Consider the following 15,936-nt stretch of genomic DNA (forward strand, 5'->3'; position numbering starts at 1 on the left):
GGGATGGCGAGCAGGAACGAGTAGCGGGCCGCGGACTCGCGGGTGTAGCCCATCAGCAGGCCGCCGCTGATGGTGGCGCCCGAGCGGGAGACGCCCGGGATCAGGGCCATGGCCTGGCACATGCCGTACACCAGGCCGTCCTTGACGCTCAGGTCCTGGAGCGACTTGCGCTGCTTGGCCGCGCGGTGGCGGCCGCCCGCCTCGTCCCGGGCGGCGCGGCGGTCGGCGATGCCGAGGACGACGCCCATCACGACCAGCGTGGTCGCGATGACCCGCAGATCGCGGAAGGTGGTGTCGATCTGGTCCTTGAGGACGATGCCGAGCACACCGATCGGGATCGAGCCGACGATGACCAGCCAGCCCATCCGGGCGTCCTGGTCGCCGCGCATGCTCCGGTCCGTGAGCGAGCGGAACCACGCCGAGATGATCCGGACGATGTCCTTGCGGAAGTAGATGAGGACGGCCGTCTCGGTGCCGATCTGGGTGATCGCGGTGAACGCCGGCCCCGGGTCCTGCCAGTCGGCGAAGGCCGCGGTGAGGCGCAGGTGCGCGCTGGAGGAGATCGGCAGGAACTCCGTCAGCCCCTGGACAAGCCCGAGAATGAACGATTCGAACCAAGACATGGGGCGTGGGCCATCCCGGGTGCTGAAGACGGTTGCGGGCACGACGATCCGACGGCCGGTGTGATGGTGTGTTCGACGGCCGGTCGGAGGGCAGCGTACAGGCCCCAGATGAAGCGGGAGTTATGCGGTCCTGTCGGGCGTGGGTGAGGACACGGGTGCGGTGCCGGTCGCCTGGGGCGTGGGCGCTTCCGGCCCCGCGGGCACCCCGGACGCGCCGGATGCCCCCGCCGCCTCCGCCCGCCCGCTCAACCGGTGCCGCTTGCGCCACGCCACCGCCGCCGCGCCCAGGCCCGACACCGCGATGAACGCCATCGCGACCAGGAACACCGGCGAGGTCGGGGACGCGGCACGGCTGCCCGCGACCACGTACGCCGCCGTGTTCGGCACCGAGCCCAGGCCCGTCGCGAGCAGGAACGGCAGCCAGCCCATCCGGGAGACCGCCGCGCAGTAGTTGGCCGCCGCGAACGGCACGCCGGGGAAGAGTCGGATCGCCATCATCGACCGGAAGCCGTGCCGGCTGAGCTGGCCGTCCGCCGCCTTGAGCCAGCGGCCCCGCAGCAGCGGCCGCAGCGCGTCCTGGCCGAGCACCCGGCCGAGCCCGAACGAGATCCCGGCGCCCAGCACCGTCCCGGCGAGCGCGGACGGCAGGCCCGCCTGCGAGCCGAAGATCGCGCCCGCGGCCAGGTTGAGCAGCGGGCGCGGCACGAACGCCGCGGTGCACAGGCCGTACGCCACACCGAAGAGCACCACCGCGGCGCCGCCGCTCAGCCGGTGCGGCCAGCCGTCGGCGATCAGCCGCTGCGGTTCGAGGAGCAGCACGGTCGTGGCGGCCGCCGCGAGCACGAGCACCAGGAGGGCGAGGCGCGACCAGGGCGAGAGCAGGGCCCTGGTGCAGCGCACGGCGAGCCCGGCGGACGGTCGGGCGACGAGGTCGTCGAGCATCCGGGGAGAGTAACCGACGGGAGCATGTGATCGCCGTAACGGGCGTCGCCTTACGGCCGTACGCGAGGCGAACGGCGTCGTGGGCCGGTGTCCCGCCCCAACTCCCCGCCGCCGAAAACCATTCGACGCCCGCCCCGCGCCGGGGCATGATCGGCAGCATGTTCCGGCACGCCTTCCCCGCAGCGCCGTCCGCAGTCGCGGACGCGCCGAAGGCTGCCCTCGCGGCTGCGGCGATCGCCGCAACAGCGGCCCTCATCGCTGCCGCAGCGCCCCTCGACGGCGCCCGAAGCTGACCCTTCCCGGAGAGACCGGCGGACCCCGCAGGGGGAGGGTCGGCCGGATCCAGGGGTCCCGTCGCGGCTTCCAGTTATTGAGCACCCGAGGGACACAGCCATGCCCAAGACGGCATACGTACGCACCAAGCCCCACCTCAACATCGGCACGATGGGCCATGTCGACCACGGCAAGACCACGTTGACCGCCGCCATCACCAAGGTCCTCGCCGCGCGCGGCACCGGCACCTTCGTCCCGTTCGACCGGATCGACCGGGCGCCGGAGGAGGCCGCGCGGGGCATCACCATCAACATCGCGCACGTCGAGTACGAGACCGACACCCGCCACTACGCCCACGTCGACATGCCCGGGCACGCCGACTACGTCAAGAACATGGTCACCGGCGCCGCCCAACTGGACGGGGCGATCCTCGTCGTCTCCGCGCTCGACGGGATCATGCCGCAGACCGCCGAGCACGTCCTGCTCGCCCGCCAGGTCGGCGTGGACCACATCGTGGTCGCGCTGAACAAGGCCGACGCGGGTGACGAGGAGCTGACCGACCTGGTCGAGCTGGAGGTCCGCGACCTGCTCTCGGCGCACGGGTACGGCGGCGACTCGGTGCCGGTCGTCCGGGTCTCCGGCCTGAAGGCCCTGGAGGGCGACCCGCGCTGGACGGCGGCGATCGAGGCGCTGCTCGACGCGGTCGACACCTATGTGCCGATGCCGGTCCGCTACACCGACGCGCCGTTCCTGCTGCCGGTGGAGAGCGTGCTGACCATCACCGGCCGAGGCACCGTCGTCACCGGCGCCGTCGAGCGCGGCACCGTCCGCGTCGGCGACCGGGTCGAGGTGCTCGGCTCGGACGTGGAGACGGTCGTCACCGGTCTGGAGACCTTCGGCAGGCCGATGGAGTCCGCCGAGGCCGGGGACAACGTGGCGCTGCTGCTGCGCGGGGTGCCCCGCGACGCGGTGCGGCGCGGCCAGGTGGTCGCGGCGCCCGGCAGCGTCACGCCGAGCCGCCGCTTCACCGCTCAGGTGTACGTCCTGTCGGCGCGCGAGGGCGGCCGCACCACCCCGGTCGCCACCGGCTACCGGCCGCAGTTCTACCTCCGCACCGCCGACGTGGTCGGGGACGTCGACCTCGGCGAGACGGCGGTGGCCCGCCCCGGCGACACGGTCACCATGACCGTCGAGCTGGGCCGGGACACGCCGTTGGAGCCCGGACTCGGCTTCGCGATCCGCGAGGGCGGCCGCACGGTCGGCGCCGGGACGGTCACCGGCCTGCTCTGACCGCACGCGGACCCGTCTCCTCCGGCACCCCCGGGGGAGGCGGGTCCGCCGTCTTCCGTCATGCTTCGGGCATGGGAGACACGGCACTGGTGCTCGGCGCGGGCGGAATCACCGGCGTGGGCTGGGAGATCGGCATGCTGTACGGGCTCGCCGAGGCGGGCGTCGACGTGACCGGCGCCGAGCTGGTGGTCGGCAGTTCGGCGGGCTCGGTGGTCGCCGCGCAGATCACCTCGGGGCGGATCGGGCTGCCGCAGCTGTATGAGCGTCAGCTCGCGCGGCCCGACGGCGAAGTCCCGGCGAACCTGGGCCCGGCCGCGGTGTTCCGGTTCGCCCGCGCGGCGCTGACCTCCCGTACGCCCGAGGAGTACGGCAGGAAACTGGGCCGGGTCGCGCTCGCCGGTGGCACCGAGCAGGAGGCCGCGCGGCGCGAGGTGATCGCCGGACGGCTGGTGTCGCACGAGTGGCCGCGGCGGCGGTTGAGGATCACGGCGGTCGCGGCGGACAGCGGCGAACTGCGGATCTTCGACCCGGAGAGCGGTGTGGACCTGGTGGACGCGGTCGCCGCCAGCTGCGCGGTGCCCGGGGTGTGGCCCGCCGTCACCGTCGAGGGCCGCCGCTGGATCGACGGGGGAGTGCACTCCCCGGCCAACGCCCAGCTCGCCGCCGGATACGACCGGGTGCTGGTCCTCGCACCGCTCGCCCTCGGCGGCGGCCCGCTGGACTCACCGCGCACCCAGGTGGCCGCACTGGCCGCAGCTGGCGCGCGCGTCGAGCTCATCACCCCGGACTCCACCTCCCGCCGAGCGTTCGGCCGCAACTCCCTGGAACCGTCCCGCCGCGCCCCGGCCGCGAGAGCCGGCCGCACCCAGGCGGCGTCCCACGCGGCGACGGTCGCGGAACTCTGGGCGTAGGGGCAGCCCCTTCACGGGCGCGGGGGAACTGAGCGACCAGCCACAGACGGCCCGCAGCCGACGAACCACACTCCCCGCGGAGCGCCTGCCGCACAATGGGACCGTGAACGAGCCGATACCCGTCAGCCGGACAGTGGACTGGGGCACCGCCAAGCTGATGCCCGACGTGGACCGGGAGCGGGCCTGGCTGCTCACCGTGAACGGCGCGCCCCAGTCGTACGTCGACCTCGACGACCCCACGTACATCGAGTTCGAGTACGCCCGCAGGCTCGCCCACGTCGTCGACTGCGCGGGCGAGCCCGGCGCACCGCTGGACGCGCTCCACCTCGGCGGCGGCGCCCTCACCCTGCCGCGCTATCTGGCCGCGACCCGGCCGGGCTCGCGCCAGGACGTGGTGGAGGCCGACCGGGGGCTGCTCGCCCTGGTCACCGAGCATCTGCCGCTGCCCGACGGCAGCGGGATCCGGGTGCACGCGGCCGACGCCCGCGCCTGGGCCGAACAGGCCCCGGCGGACTCGGCCGATCTGCTCCTCGCGGACGTGTTCGGCGGCTCCCGGGTGCCCGCGCACCTCACCTCGGTCGAGTACGCGCGCACCGCCGAGCGGGTGCTGCGGCCCGGCGGGCTCTACGCGGCCAACCTCGCCGACGGCGCGCCCTTCGACTTCCTCCGCCCCCAGCTGGCCACCTTCCGGGCGGTGTTCGAGCAGGTCGCGCTGGTCGCGGAGCCCTCGGTGCTGCGCGGGCGGCGGTTCGGCAACGTGGTGCTGCTGGCCTCGCACGGGCCGCTGCCGATCGCCCGCCTCGCCCGGCTGACCGCCGGGGACGCCTTCCCCGCCCGGGTCGAGCACGGCGACGCGCTGCGGCGGTTCACCGGTGGCGCGCGGCCCGTTCCGGACAGCGAGGCGCAGCCGTCACCCGAGCCCCCCGAGGGGGCGTTCGGCATCGGCTGAGACGGGCGGAACCACCGCGTCCGGCTCCGCCGTGGCCCCGGCCACCGGCGCGGTGCGGCGCGTCAGGTTCCGTACGTCCGGGACGGTCAGCACCGCCGCCGTCAGGACCACGATCACCACCGCGCAGCCCCACAGCGCGGAGGTCCGGCCGAAGGCGCTCTCGGCGGGGCCCGCGAGCGCGGTGGCGAGCGGCACCACGGCGAGCGAGCCGAGCCAGTCGTAGGCGGAGACCCGGGACAGCTTCTCCTCGGGTATCTCCTGGTGCATCGCGGTCATCCAGGAGACGCCGAACACCTCGATCGACACACCGGTCACGAACATCACCGCGACCAGCACCCCGATCGGCACCGGCACGGCGAGCGCGGCGGAGGGCAGCGCGAGGGGGAAGACGCAGAGCGAGCCGACGAACAGCAGGCGGCGCGGCTTCCAGCGCATCATCACCAGGGCGCCGCCGACCGTGCCCGCCCCGAACGCGGCGAGCGCCAGGCCCCACGGCCCCGGCCCGCCCAGGTGGTCCCGGGCGACCAGCGGCCCGTACACCGCGTCGGCGGCCACCACGACGGCGTTGACGATCGAGAACTGCGCCACGATCGCCCAGAGCCAGGGGCGGCCGATGAACTCCCGCCAGCCGTCGCGCAGATCGGCCACGATGCCGCCGCCGGGCTCGCGCGGCGGGATGTGGCGTACGTCGATGAAGGCGCGCAGTCCGCCCGCGACGGCGAAGGCGGCCGCGTCGACGGCGAGCACCCAGCCGGGTCCGACGGCGGCGATCAGCGCCCCGCCGAGGGCGGCGCCGCCGATGCCCGCGCCCTGCATCGCCATCCGGTACAGCGCGAACGCGCGCCCGGCCTCCTCGCCCTCCACGCTGGACATCAGCATGCCCTCGGACGCGGGGCCGAAGAACGCCTGGCCCACGCCGCCGAGGGCGCTGAGCGCCAGCATCTGCCACAGCTGCGGCGAGCCGGTGAGGACGAGCAGTGCGAAGGCGCCCTGGGAGAGGAAGTTGAGGCTGTTGGCGGCGACCATCACCCGGTGCCGGGGTATTCGGTCCGCGAGCGCGCCGCCGACGAGCAGGAAGAGGACGAGCGGCACGGTACGGGCCGCCGCCACCAGACCCACGTCGCCGCCGTCGCCGCCCGCCTGCAGCACCGCGAACGCCGAGGCGATCAGGGCGCCCTGACTGCCCAGATTGGTCACGATCGCGGCGGCGGTGAGCAGCGAGTAGTTGCGGCCCGCCCACTTGGGGCGGCGGATACGGGAGACGGCGGCGGCAGATGTCACCTGTGGACTATCGCCGCCGCCGCCTCGAAGTGCCAAACCGATTGCCGCTCCGTACGCGGTGCCGGGGGTGTCACCGCGTAACGGGGGTCAGCCGGTGGGCTGACCGGCCAGGCGGACCGTGCTGAGGATCTTCTGGATGGTCTCCTCGGAGACCGCGCCGCTGACGCCGGTGGCCGAGTAGAGGCTCCAGGCCACGAAGTCGCCCTTGGCGTTCTTGAAGCCGAAGGTGATCGCCTGGCCGTCCGTGTCGCACTTGCTGGTCTTCTTGACCCCGGTCGCCGAGGCCCGGGCGACGCTGCCCGTGATGCCCGACTTGGTGGTGTACGGAACCGGCTTGACGATCTTGATGACGTTCTTGTCCGGCTGCGTGTACGCGCCGTAGACCCACCACGGCACCTGGTTCTCGGCCACCTCGTCGGTGTTCTTGGCGCCGTCGGCGCCCTTGGTGCCGGTGCCCGCGAGCTCGGTGTCCTCGGTGTTGCCGTCGTGGTTGGAGTCCTCGGTGCACCACTTGGGCTTGTAGTACGCGGGCGCCGACTGCATGATGATCGGCTTCCCGGTCGGGTTGGCGTGGTCCTCGAAGCCGCCGGCCCAGCTCGGGCCCTTGAACTCCCAGTCCGACGGGACGTCGAAGGCCGTGCCCCACTTGGGGTTGGTGATGACCTTCCAGCCCTCGATGGTCGGCTTCTGCTCCTCGGTGGAGCCGCCGCGCGGGTTGGCGGCGGGCGACGAGGCCTGCGCCGGAACCGAGGCGCTCTGCGACGGCTTGTTGTCGTCGGCCTTTGTGTCCTTCTTGCCGTCGTCCTTCATGACCACGACGCCGGTGACGACCGCCGCGACCACGACCGCGGTCGCCGCGACGATGGCGATCAGGGTCGTCTTCTTCTTGCCCCCGTCACCGTCCTGCGGCGGCATCGGCGGTCCGGGCGGCGCCGCCACCGGGTACTGCGGCACGGTCGGCTGCTGGTACGGGTTGGGCTGCTGCTGCGGATAGCCGTATCCCGGCTGCTGGTAGCCGCCGGGCGGCGCCTGGGGCGGTGCCTGGTGCCCCGGCTGCGTCGGCTGCTGGTACGGATTGGGCTGTTGGTAGCCCGGCTGCTGGTACGGGTTCTGGTTCGGGTCCTGCGGATTCTGCTCGCCCCCGGGCGGCTGCTGTCCTTGCCACATGGCGAGTAACCATAGAGGGGACGGGTGACAGCTCCAACGTCCGCCCCTGTGAGGGGATGGTCAAGGTCTACTACTCGCGGGTAACATCCGATGCCATGAGCGCTGATCACATGTCCGTCGGCGAGATGCTCGCCGCGACCGTTCCGATGGCCAGGACCCTCAATCTGGAGTTCCTGGAGACCACCCCCGAGCGGGCCGTGGTCCGGCTGCCCGACCAGGCCGACTACCACAACCACGTGGGCGGACCGCACGCCGGCGCGATGTTCACGCTCGCCGAGTCCGCCAGCGGTGCCATCGTGATCGCCGCCTTCGGCGACCAGATGAACCGGGCCGTGCCGCTCGCCGTCAAGGCGGAGATCGGCTACAAGAAGCTCGCCATGGGCGTGGTCACCGCCACCGCCACGTTGGGCCGCCCGATCGCGGACGTCGTCGCGGAGCTGGACGCGGGGGAGCGCCCCGAGTTCCCGGTCGCCATCGCGATCACCCGCGAGGACGGCGCCGTCACCGGCGAGATGACGGTCGTCTGGACCCTGCGGCCCAACAGCTGATCCACGCGGTTCCCGAACGGATCCGGCCCCGAGTGCTCCCGCACTCGGGGCCGGATCCGTTTCTTGTTCAACTTATTGACTCCACTCCGGGCCGGTCCTAGCTTTCTCGGACAACACGTGGCGCCTGACGAACCGTCAACGGGGTTCCGGCGCATGGTGTGTTCAGAAGCCGAAGCGCGTCCTGTCGTTTGCACGTGTCACCTCGCCGTGCCCGCACACCAAGGAGTGACGGTCATGTCCGACACCGTTTCCCGCAGGTCAGCCCTGTGGCTGCTCGGCGGCGCCGTCACGGTCGCCGCGGCCGCGACCGGCTGGAGCGCCCGGCCCGCCGGGGCCACCGGAACCCGTGCCACCGCGACCGGGGCCGCCGCGGCCACCGCCGCGAGCCCCCGCGTCGAGTCGCTGATCCGCCGCCTCACCCTCGACGAGAAGCTGACCTTCCTGCACGGCGCCGACGACCCCCACAGCCTCGGCCAGGCCGGATACGTCCCCGGTGTGCCCCGCCTCGGCATCCCGCCGCTGCGGCTCGCGGACGGTCCCGCCGGGGTCCGTGTCACGAAGCACGCGACCGCGCTGCCCGCCCCGGTGCTGCTCGCCTCCGCCTTCGACCCCGCGCTCGCCCGGGAGTACGGGGAGGTCATCGGCCGTGAGGGCCGCGCGCTCGGCCAGGACGTGCTGCTCTCGCCCATGGTCAACCTGATCCGCACCCCGTACGCGGGCCGCAACTTCGAGACCTTCTCCGAGGACCCGCTGCTCTCGGCCGACCTCGTCGCCGAGGAGGTGAGCGGCATCCAGGCGCAGGGCCTGATCGCCACGGTCAAGCACTTCGCCCTGAACAACCAGGAGAAGGACCGGATGTCCATCGACGTACGGGCCGACGAGCAGACCCGGCACGAGGCGGAGCTGCGCGGCTTCGAGGCGGCGGTCGCCGCCCGCGCCGGGGCCGTCATGGGCGCGTACAACAAGGTCGGCGGAACCTTCGCCTGCGAGAACGCGGACCTGCTCACCGGGGTGCTGCGGGAGGCCTGGGGCTTCGACGGGTGGGTGATGACGGACTGGTTCGCCGCCCACTCCACCGTCGCCTCCCTCCGCGCGGGGCTCGACATGGAGATGCCCAACGGGACCTATTTCGGCGCCGCTCTGAAGGAGGCGGTGAGGGACGGCAGCGTCCCGCAGGCGCTGGTGGACCGCTCGGTGCGCCGCGTCCTGACCGTCATGGAGCGCTTCGGGCTGCTCGACGGCAGCGCTCCGGCCCGCCCCGACCGCGACCCCGCCGCCGGTGCCCGCACCGCCCTCAAGGTCGCCAAGGCCGGGGCCACGCTGCTGCGCAACGAGCGCCGCGCCCTGCCGCTCACCGGCGCCGCCGCCCGCTCGATCGCGGTGATCGGCCCGACCGGCACGCTCCCCTTCGTCAGCGGCGGCGGCAGCGCCCATGTGGTGCCGGACCACGCCGCCGGCCCCCTGGACGCGATCAGGGAGCGGGCGGGCAAGGGTGCGCGGGTGCGCTACGCCCTGGGCGAGGACCTGTTCGGCCGGGCCCTGCCCGCCGGAGTCGTCTCACCCGGCGCCGACTTCGAGGGACAGCGCGTCGCCGCGGGCGCGACCTGGACGTACGACGGAACCCTCACCGCCGCAGAGGCCGACGAGTGGACGCTGGTCATCCACTACTCCGGGCGCGAGCGGCCCGTGGTGCTGCTCGACGGCACCGAGCTCTTCCCGCTCGCCCCGGGCTACGGCGAGTACTTCGCGGGCGGCCTGGTCAGCGCCGCCCCCGACGGGCTCGCCGTGCGCCGGGCCACCGTGCGGCTCGCGGCCGGTCCGCACACGCTGAAGATCACCGCGAAGGGCGGCGCCGACGGGCAGGTCTTCCGGCTGCGCCGGATCACCGGGGCGACCCGGGCCGCCGACGTCGCCGAGGCGGTGCGCGTGGCGCGCGCGGCCGAGAGCGTCGTCCTCTTCGCGTACGAGGACGCCACCGAGGGCGCCGACCGCACCACCCTCGCGCTCCCGGGCCACCAGAACGCGCTGATCGACGCGGTCACCGCCGCCAACTCCCGGACCACCGTGGTCCTCAACACCTCCTCCAGCACCACCATGCCCTGGCTGGAGCGGACCGCCGCGGTGCTCCAGATGTACTACCCCGGCCAGGAGGGCGCGGCGGCCACGGCCGCGGTGCTCTTCGGCGACTGCGACCCGGGCGGGCGGCTCACCCAGTCCTTCCCGGTCTCCGACGAGCGCCACCCGATGGCGGGCGACCCGCGCCGCTACCCGGGAGTCGACGGCGTCGAGGAGTACAGCGAGGGCATCCACCTCGGCTACCGCTGGTACGACCAGGAGGGCGTCGCACCGCTCTTCCCGTTCGGCCACGGGCTGTCGTACACGTCCTTCGGCTACGACGACCTGTCCGTGCGCGCCGAGCACGGCGGGCTCTCGGTGTCCTTCACCGTCCGCAACACCGGCCGCCGCACCGGCACCACGGTCGCGCAGGTCTACGTCGGCCGCTCGCCGCGCCTCCGCCTCGACCAGGCCGAGCGCGCGCTCGCGGGCTACCGGCGTCTGGAGCTGCCCCCGGGCGGCGCACGCAGGGTCACCGTCACGCTGCCCGCCCGCACGCTCTCCTCCTGGGACCCGGCCCGGCACGACTGGGTCCTGGGCACCGGCCGCCGCCGCGTCGAGGTGGGCGCCTCCGCGCGCGACATCCGGCTCACCGGCCACGGGGAGGTCCGGCGGTGAACGGCGGCGCGATACGCGACCGGCTCGCGGCCCGGATCCGCACGGCCCTGCTGCTCACGACCGCCTGCGCGGCGGCCCTGCTCACCCCCGTCCCGGCCGGGGCGCTCACCCCCGGTCCCGCCCTCGTCCGTACGCACTCCGGTCTGCTCGAAGGGGAAACGACCGACGAGGGGCGGCAGTTCCTGGGAATTCCCTACGCCGAGCAGCCCGTCGGCGCACTGCGCTGGACGGCGCCGCGCCCGGCCGCGCCCTGGCGGGGCGTCCGGGACGCGACCCGGTTCGCCGACCGCTGTGCCCAGGGCGCCAGTTGGGACCCCGGATACGAGCAGGCCACCCACACCGAGGACTGCCTCGCCCTCAATGTGTACGTGCCCGAGCACCGGTGGGGCGCGCTGCCGGTCCTCGTGTGGCTGCACGGGGGCGGGCTCACGGCTGGCGCGGGCTCCGACGTGGTCCCGGACGCGTTCGCCCGTAGCACCGGCTCCGTCGTCGTCACCGTCAACTACCGCCTCGGCGCCCTCGGCTTCCTGGCCCTGCCCGGTCTGGACGCGGAGGCCCGGGACGGCGTCTCCGGCAACTACGGCATGCTCGACCAGCAGGCCGCCCTGCGCTGGGTGCGCTCGGAGATCGGCGCCTTCGGCGGCGACCCGGGCCGGGTGACCGTCGCCGGGGAGTCGGCCGGCGGCCGCTCGGTCTGCACCCAGCTCGCCTCGCCCACCGCTCATGGCCTGTTCCGCGCGGCCGTGATCCAGAGCGGCGCGTACGGTGACTGCGCGGCCAGGACCCGCGCGAAGGCGGCGGCCGACGGCGCCGCCTTCGCCCGCCGGGCCGGGTGCGGTGAGCAGGCCACCGCCCTCGCCTGTCTGCGCCGCAGGTCCGCCGCCGAGCTGCTCGCCGCGCAGTCCGGGCTCGACTGGGGGCCGGTCGCCGGCGGCGCCTTCCTGCCCGAGCAGCCCGCCACCGCCTTCGCGACCGGCCGGTCCGCCCGGGTGCCCGTGCTCAACGGGGCCAACGAGGACGAGGGGCGGCTCTTCGCCTTCTCCCGCTACCCGCTCGCGGCGGCCGACTACCCCGAGGCGGTCGCCACGTACTTCGGCGCGGCCCGCGCCCCCGAGGTCCTCGCGCACTACCCGCTGAGCGACTTCCCCTCGGCCACGCTCGCCTACGCCACGGCCATCGGCGACCGACTGATGGCCTGCCCCGCGCTGCGGCTCGACCGGGCGCTGGCGGCCCGGGGCCCGGTCTACGCGTACGAGTTCGCCGACCGCACCTCGCCCCCGTTCGCCTCGCTGCGCGCCCTGCACACCGACTTCGACTTCGGGGCGACGCATGTGAACGAGGTCCAGTACCTCTTCCGCCACTTCGGGCTCGACGCGCCCTTCGACGCCGAACAGCGGGCGCTGGCCCGGCAGATGACCGCCTACTGGGGCTCCTTCCTGCACGGCAACCCGCCCCGGGCGGCCGGGCAGCCGCCGATGCCGGACGGGCCAGGCGACGGCTCCCCGGGCCGGGTGCTGCGGCTGCGGACGGCGTCGGCGGGCGGTAACGCCGTGGTCACCACGGTCGCCCGCGCGCACAGGTGCGGGTTCTGGGACGCCGCCGACTCGGCGTGAGCGGGTAGGCTTCCCGGCGTGCGCCAAGGGGGGCGCACGCCGGGCGTCGGCCCGTCGCTATCGGGAGGAAACGGGCGTTGCACATCCAGGAGTGGCTGGAGAACATCCCCGCCGTCAGTGTCTACCTCCTGGTGGGGCTGGTCATCGGCTTGGAGAGCCTCGGCATTCCGCTGCCGGGCGAGATCGTCCTCGTCAGCTCGGCGCTGCTGGCGTCCCAGCAGGGCCACATCAACCCGGTGATCCTCGGCGCCGCCGCCGTGGTGGGCGCGGTCGTCGGTGACTCGATCGGCTACGCGATCGGCCGCAAGGGCGGCAGGGGGCTGCTGGCCTGGCTCGGCGCCAAGTTCCCCAAGCACTTCAGCGCGGGCCATGTCGCCATGGCCGAGAAGTCCTTCCAGAAGTGGGGCATGTGGGCGGTCTTCTTCGGCCGCTTCATCGCGCTGCTGCGCATCTTCGCGGGCCCGCTGGCGGGCGTGCTGCACATGCCGTACTGGAAGTTCCTCATCGCCAACGTGCTGGGCGGCATCTGCTGGGCGGGCGGCACGACGGCCGCGATCTACTACATCGGCGTGGTCGCCGAGTCGTGGCTGAAGAACTTCTCGTACGTGGGTCTGGGCCTCGCGGCCGTCCTCGGCGTGGTCTCGATGCTGGTGGTCAAGAACCGCGCGAAGAAGGCGTCGGCCGAGATCGAGTCGGCCCCGGCCGAGAACGTGCCCGCCGTCGACTGACTCATCCGCCGAGCAGGACCGTGAGCGCGCGGCCGAACACCAACCGGCCCGCGCGCGACACCACCGGGTCGAGGGCGCGCGGCAGCCACCGCACCCGCAAGTCCTCCCGCCACACGAGCAGCGCCCCGGCCCCCTCGGGACCGGGGCGCACCTCGATCTCGGCCCAGCCGGTGACCACCCGCCCGCGCTTCTCCATCCGGCAGCGCCCCGGCCGCCCGCGCTCGGGCGGCGCCCACACCACGACCTCCATCGGGTCCTCGAACGCGAGGCGCCCGATGCCCGTACGGGCCACGAAGACCGTGCCGACGGCGGTGGGCGGGGGAGTGGTGACGGTGATCCGGGTCAGCGGGACGCTCCCCGAGTGACGGGTCCAGTCGGTGAGCCGCCGCCAGACCTCGGCGGGGCCCGCCTCCGTCCGCCGGTCGATTCGGAAGAGTGCCATCCGGTGATCGTACGGGCCACCCGGGCGCACACCTCGGCGATCCGTCGCCTACCGTGCCCCTGGGTGCGATGAGATCCGTACGAAGGAGTGGCGCATGGCAGAGCAGGCGTTGGTCGTGGCGGTGGGCGGCAAGAAGCCGCAGGTCGACCCGGCGGCGTTCACCGCACCGACGTCCGTGGTGCTCGGCGAGGTGACCCTGGCCGCGGGGGCGAGCGTCTGGTACCACACGGTGCTGCGGGCCGACTGCGGCCCGATCGTGCTCGGCGCCGACAGCAACATCCAGGACAACTGCACGGTCCATGTGGACCCCGGCTTCCCAGTGACGGTCGGCGAGCGCGTCTCGGTCGGGCACAACGCCGTGCTGCACGGCTGCACGGTCGAGGACGACGTGCTCATCGGCATGGGGGCGACCGTCCTCAACGGGGCCGTGATCGGCGCCGGTTCGCTGGTCGCCGCGCAGGCGCTGGTGCCGCAGGGGATGGTCGTGCCGCCCGGCTCGCTCGTCGCGGGCGTGCCCGCCAAGGTCAGGCGCGAGCTCAGCGACGAGGAGCGCGAGGGCATCAAGGTCAACGCGCTGATGTATCTGGGCCTGGCGAAGGACCACCGCGAGGCGCACGGCGGCTGACCTCCGGGCGCCCGGGCTGAGCGGAAGATCACAGGTCCCGGCGCTGACCAGCGCAGTCGGCGGTGAGTACCGTGTGCGGGTGCCGAAGAACAGAAACACGTTCTCATCGCTGACCGCCTGGCGCCGCCGGCTGGCCGCGGGCGCGGTCCAGCGCGGCTGGCAGTGGGTCCAGCAGGCGGGGGCGATCACCGCCGAGCACCCCGGGCGGCTGCGGTTCCGCCGGATCGGCTCCGGCACCCGGCTCGCGTTCCCGCAGGGCACGGTCTTCGGCGAGCCCTGGATCGAGCTGGGCGACCACTGCATCATCGGCGAGCAGGTCACCCTGACGGCCGGGATGATGCCGGGCCTCGACCTCGGCTCCGAGCCCATCCTGACGCTGGGGGACGGCGTGGTGCTCGGCCGGGGCAGCCACGTCATCGCGGACACGACGGTGACCATCGGCTCGAACACGTACTGCGGCCCGTACGTCTACATCACCTCCACCAACCACAGCTACGACGACCCCCACCAGCCGGTCGGCAAGCAGTGGCCCCGGATGGAGCCGGTGGAGATCGGCCCGGGCTGCTGGCTCGGCACCGGCGCGGTCGTCCTGCCCGGCGCCCGGCTCGGCCGCAACGTGGTGGTCGCGGCGGGCGCGGTGGTCCGGGGCGAGGTCCCCGACCACGCGGTGGTGGCCGGGGCACCCGCGAGGATCGTCCGGACCTGGGACCACGAGAACGGCTGGCAGCCACCCCTGCGCACACCGGCCCCGGTACCGATCCCCGAGGGCGTCACGCCGGAACAGCTGCTGGCGGTGGCGGAGTTGACGCCGGACGAGGTGTGAGTGGGGTAGGGCGTCGCTGGTGTTCCCCGCGTCCCCGAGTACCTAGGGGCGCGGGGAACTGCGCGACCAGCCCACCACCGACCCGCAGACGAACGCCGGGCACCATCACCCCGTCGCCAACAGCAACGTCCCCACCAACGCCACCCCCGCCCCCACGGCCTGCACTCCTCGCAGCCGCTCCTTGAGCACGCCCCGGGCGGCCAGCGCGGTGATCACCGGGTACAGGGACGCGAGCACGGCCGCGACGGTGACCGGTCCGGCCTGCGCGGCGATCGCGTACGTACCGTTCGCGGCCACGTCGGCCAGCCCCACGAAGGCGAGCGCGGGCAGCGCGGCCACGACGACGGCCCGGCCGCCCTCCGGCAGCGCCGCGCCGCCGCGCTTCACGGACACGTACAACGCCGTCCCGCCCACCGCGACGTTCGTGACACGCTGCACGAACAGCGCGAGGAAAAGACCGGTGACCGTGGTCGACGACTCGGCGATCAGCGCCATCACCGCACCGAACCCGAACGCGGCGAGCAGCGTCAGTGCGATCGCCTGCCGCTGGACCGGCGCGCCCCGGAACTCCGGGCCGCCCGCCATGAGGATGCCGACCACCGCGACGGCGATCCCGGCGAACTGGAGCAGACCGGGCCGCTCGCCGAGGACCAGGCCGACCCCGACCGGCACGGCCACGCCGAGCGAGCCGAGCGGGGAGACCACGCCCATAGGGCCGAGCGCCAGCGCCTTGTAGAAGCTGAGCATCGCGACCGGGCCGACCGCGCCCGCCGCCACCGCGAACCAGAGCTGGGGACCTGCCTCGTGCCATCCGCCGGTGGCCAGGACGACCGCGCCGAGGACGGCCACGGCGATGGTCTGCGAGACGACGACCACGGTCAGGGCGGGCGTGCGCCGGGTGAGCAGCCCGCCGCCGAAGTCGGCCAGCCCCCACAGGAGGCTGGTGGCCAGGGCGAAGAGTGCCGTCATGAGAGTGCCTCGCAGTACA

Annotated in this window: 16 protein-coding genes; 10 read left to right on the plus strand and 6 right to left on the minus strand. The window is 73.8% G+C overall.

The annotated features are described in order from the left end of the window. Both IE252_RS40925 and IE252_RS40930 read right to left on the minus strand, forming a co-directional pair. Nucleotides 1-623: undecaprenyl-diphosphate phosphatase (locus IE252_RS40925; RefSeq protein ID WP_190094600.1), on the minus strand; the 623-nt coding region annotated here is incomplete at its 3' end. Between the two features lie 120 nt (nt 624-743). After that, nucleotides 744-1,565: a TVP38/TMEM64 family protein gene (locus IE252_RS40930; protein ID WP_190094601.1), complete on the minus strand. Its 822-nt coding sequence runs from the start codon at nt 1,563-1,565 to the stop codon at nt 744-746. Between the two features lie 158 nt (nt 1,566-1,723). Here IE252_RS40930 and IE252_RS44100 point away from each other — a divergent pair, with 158 nt between their 5' ends. The 4 genes from IE252_RS44100 to IE252_RS40945 all read left to right on the plus strand — a co-directional run bounded on the left by IE252_RS44100 (nt 1,724) and on the right by IE252_RS40945 (nt 4,988). After that, nucleotides 1,724-1,858 (plus strand): hypothetical protein, encoded by a 135-nt coding sequence (locus tag IE252_RS44100; RefSeq protein WP_268248473.1) that lies wholly within the window; start codon nt 1,724-1,726, stop codon nt 1,856-1,858. 100 nt (nt 1,859-1,958) lie between these two features. Then, nucleotides 1,959-3,128 (plus strand): elongation factor Tu, encoded by a 1,170-nt coding sequence (tuf, locus tag IE252_RS40935; RefSeq protein ID WP_190094602.1) that lies wholly within the window; start codon nt 1,959-1,961, stop codon nt 3,126-3,128. Between the two features lie 71 nt (nt 3,129-3,199). Beyond that, entirely contained in the window at nt 3,200-4,039 is an 840-nt protein-coding gene (locus IE252_RS40940; protein WP_190094603.1) for a patatin-like phospholipase family protein, read from the plus strand. Nucleotides 4,040-4,142: 103 nt separating this feature from the next. Beyond that, nucleotides 4,143-4,988 (plus strand): spermidine synthase, encoded by an 846-nt coding sequence (locus tag IE252_RS40945; protein ID WP_190094604.1) that lies wholly within the window; start codon nt 4,143-4,145, stop codon nt 4,986-4,988. Here IE252_RS40945 and IE252_RS40950 read toward each other — a convergent pair. Together IE252_RS40950 and IE252_RS40955 are read right to left on the minus strand one after the other, a co-directional pair. Beyond that, entirely contained in the window at nt 4,950-6,269 is a 1,320-nt protein-coding gene (locus IE252_RS40950) for an MFS transporter (protein ID WP_190094605.1), read from the minus strand. The two genes, IE252_RS40945 and IE252_RS40950, sit on opposite strands and share 39 nt — an antisense overlap. Before the next feature lie 87 nt (nt 6,270-6,356). After that, the gene (locus tag IE252_RS40955) at nt 6,357-7,436 is read right to left on the minus strand and encodes a DUF8017 domain-containing protein (protein ID WP_190094606.1); all 1,080 of its coding nucleotides are present in this window, start codon (nt 7,434-7,436) and stop codon (nt 6,357-6,359) included. Between the two features lie 110 nt (nt 7,437-7,546). On the opposite strand from IE252_RS40955, the gene IE252_RS40960 reads away from it, so the two are divergent. From IE252_RS40960 to IE252_RS40975, 4 genes are all read left to right on the plus strand, one after another. Further along, nucleotides 7,547-7,984 carry a DUF4442 domain-containing protein gene (locus IE252_RS40960; protein ID WP_190094624.1) on the plus strand — a complete coding sequence of 146 codons (438 nt, stop codon included), beginning with the start codon at nt 7,547-7,549 and terminating at the stop codon, nt 7,982-7,984. Nucleotides 7,985-8,218: 234 nt separating this feature from the next. Next, entirely contained in the window at nt 8,219-10,717 is a 2,499-nt protein-coding gene (locus tag IE252_RS40965; RefSeq protein WP_190094607.1) for a beta-glucosidase family protein, read from the plus strand. Beyond that, nucleotides 10,714-12,330, plus strand: coding sequence for a carboxylesterase/lipase family protein (locus IE252_RS40970; RefSeq protein WP_229849130.1), 1,617 nt, complete (start codon nt 10,714-10,716; stop codon nt 12,328-12,330). The genes IE252_RS40965 and IE252_RS40970 overlap by 4 nt, the downstream gene beginning before the upstream one ends. Nucleotides 12,331-12,407: 77 nt before the next feature. Then, nucleotides 12,408-13,058 (plus strand): DedA family protein, encoded by a 651-nt coding sequence (locus IE252_RS40975; RefSeq protein ID WP_101387238.1) that lies wholly within the window; start codon nt 12,408-12,410, stop codon nt 13,056-13,058. Between the two features lies 1 nt (nt 13,059). Here IE252_RS40975 and IE252_RS40980 read toward each other — a convergent pair whose 3' ends face one another. Beyond that, nucleotides 13,060-13,500, minus strand: a complete 441-nt coding sequence (locus IE252_RS40980; RefSeq protein ID WP_190094608.1) for an SRPBCC family protein — start codon at nt 13,498-13,500, stop codon at nt 13,060-13,062. Between the two features lie 94 nt (nt 13,501-13,594). Between IE252_RS40980 and IE252_RS40985 the strand changes: the two genes are divergently transcribed. Further along, nucleotides 13,595-14,125: a gamma carbonic anhydrase family protein gene (locus tag IE252_RS40985; RefSeq protein ID WP_190094609.1), complete on the plus strand. Its 531-nt coding sequence runs from the start codon at nt 13,595-13,597 to the stop codon at nt 14,123-14,125. A 79-nt stretch (nt 14,126-14,204) separates the two neighbouring features. Further along, nucleotides 14,205-14,948, plus strand: coding sequence for an acyltransferase (locus IE252_RS40990; protein WP_190094610.1), 744 nt, complete (start codon nt 14,205-14,207; stop codon nt 14,946-14,948). Nucleotides 14,949-15,053: 105 nt separating this feature from the next. Here the strand turns inward: IE252_RS40990 and IE252_RS40995 are convergent, their stop codons facing one another. After that, on the minus strand, nt 15,054-15,917 hold the full coding sequence (locus IE252_RS40995; protein ID WP_190094611.1) for a DMT family transporter: 864 nt from the start codon (nt 15,915-15,917) through the stop codon (nt 15,054-15,056). Nucleotides 15,918-15,936: the final 19 nt, after the last annotated feature.

The organism is Streptomyces melanogenes (assembly GCF_014649795.1).
GTDB lineage: Bacteria > Actinomycetota > Actinomycetes > Streptomycetales > Streptomycetaceae > Streptomyces > Streptomyces noboritoensis.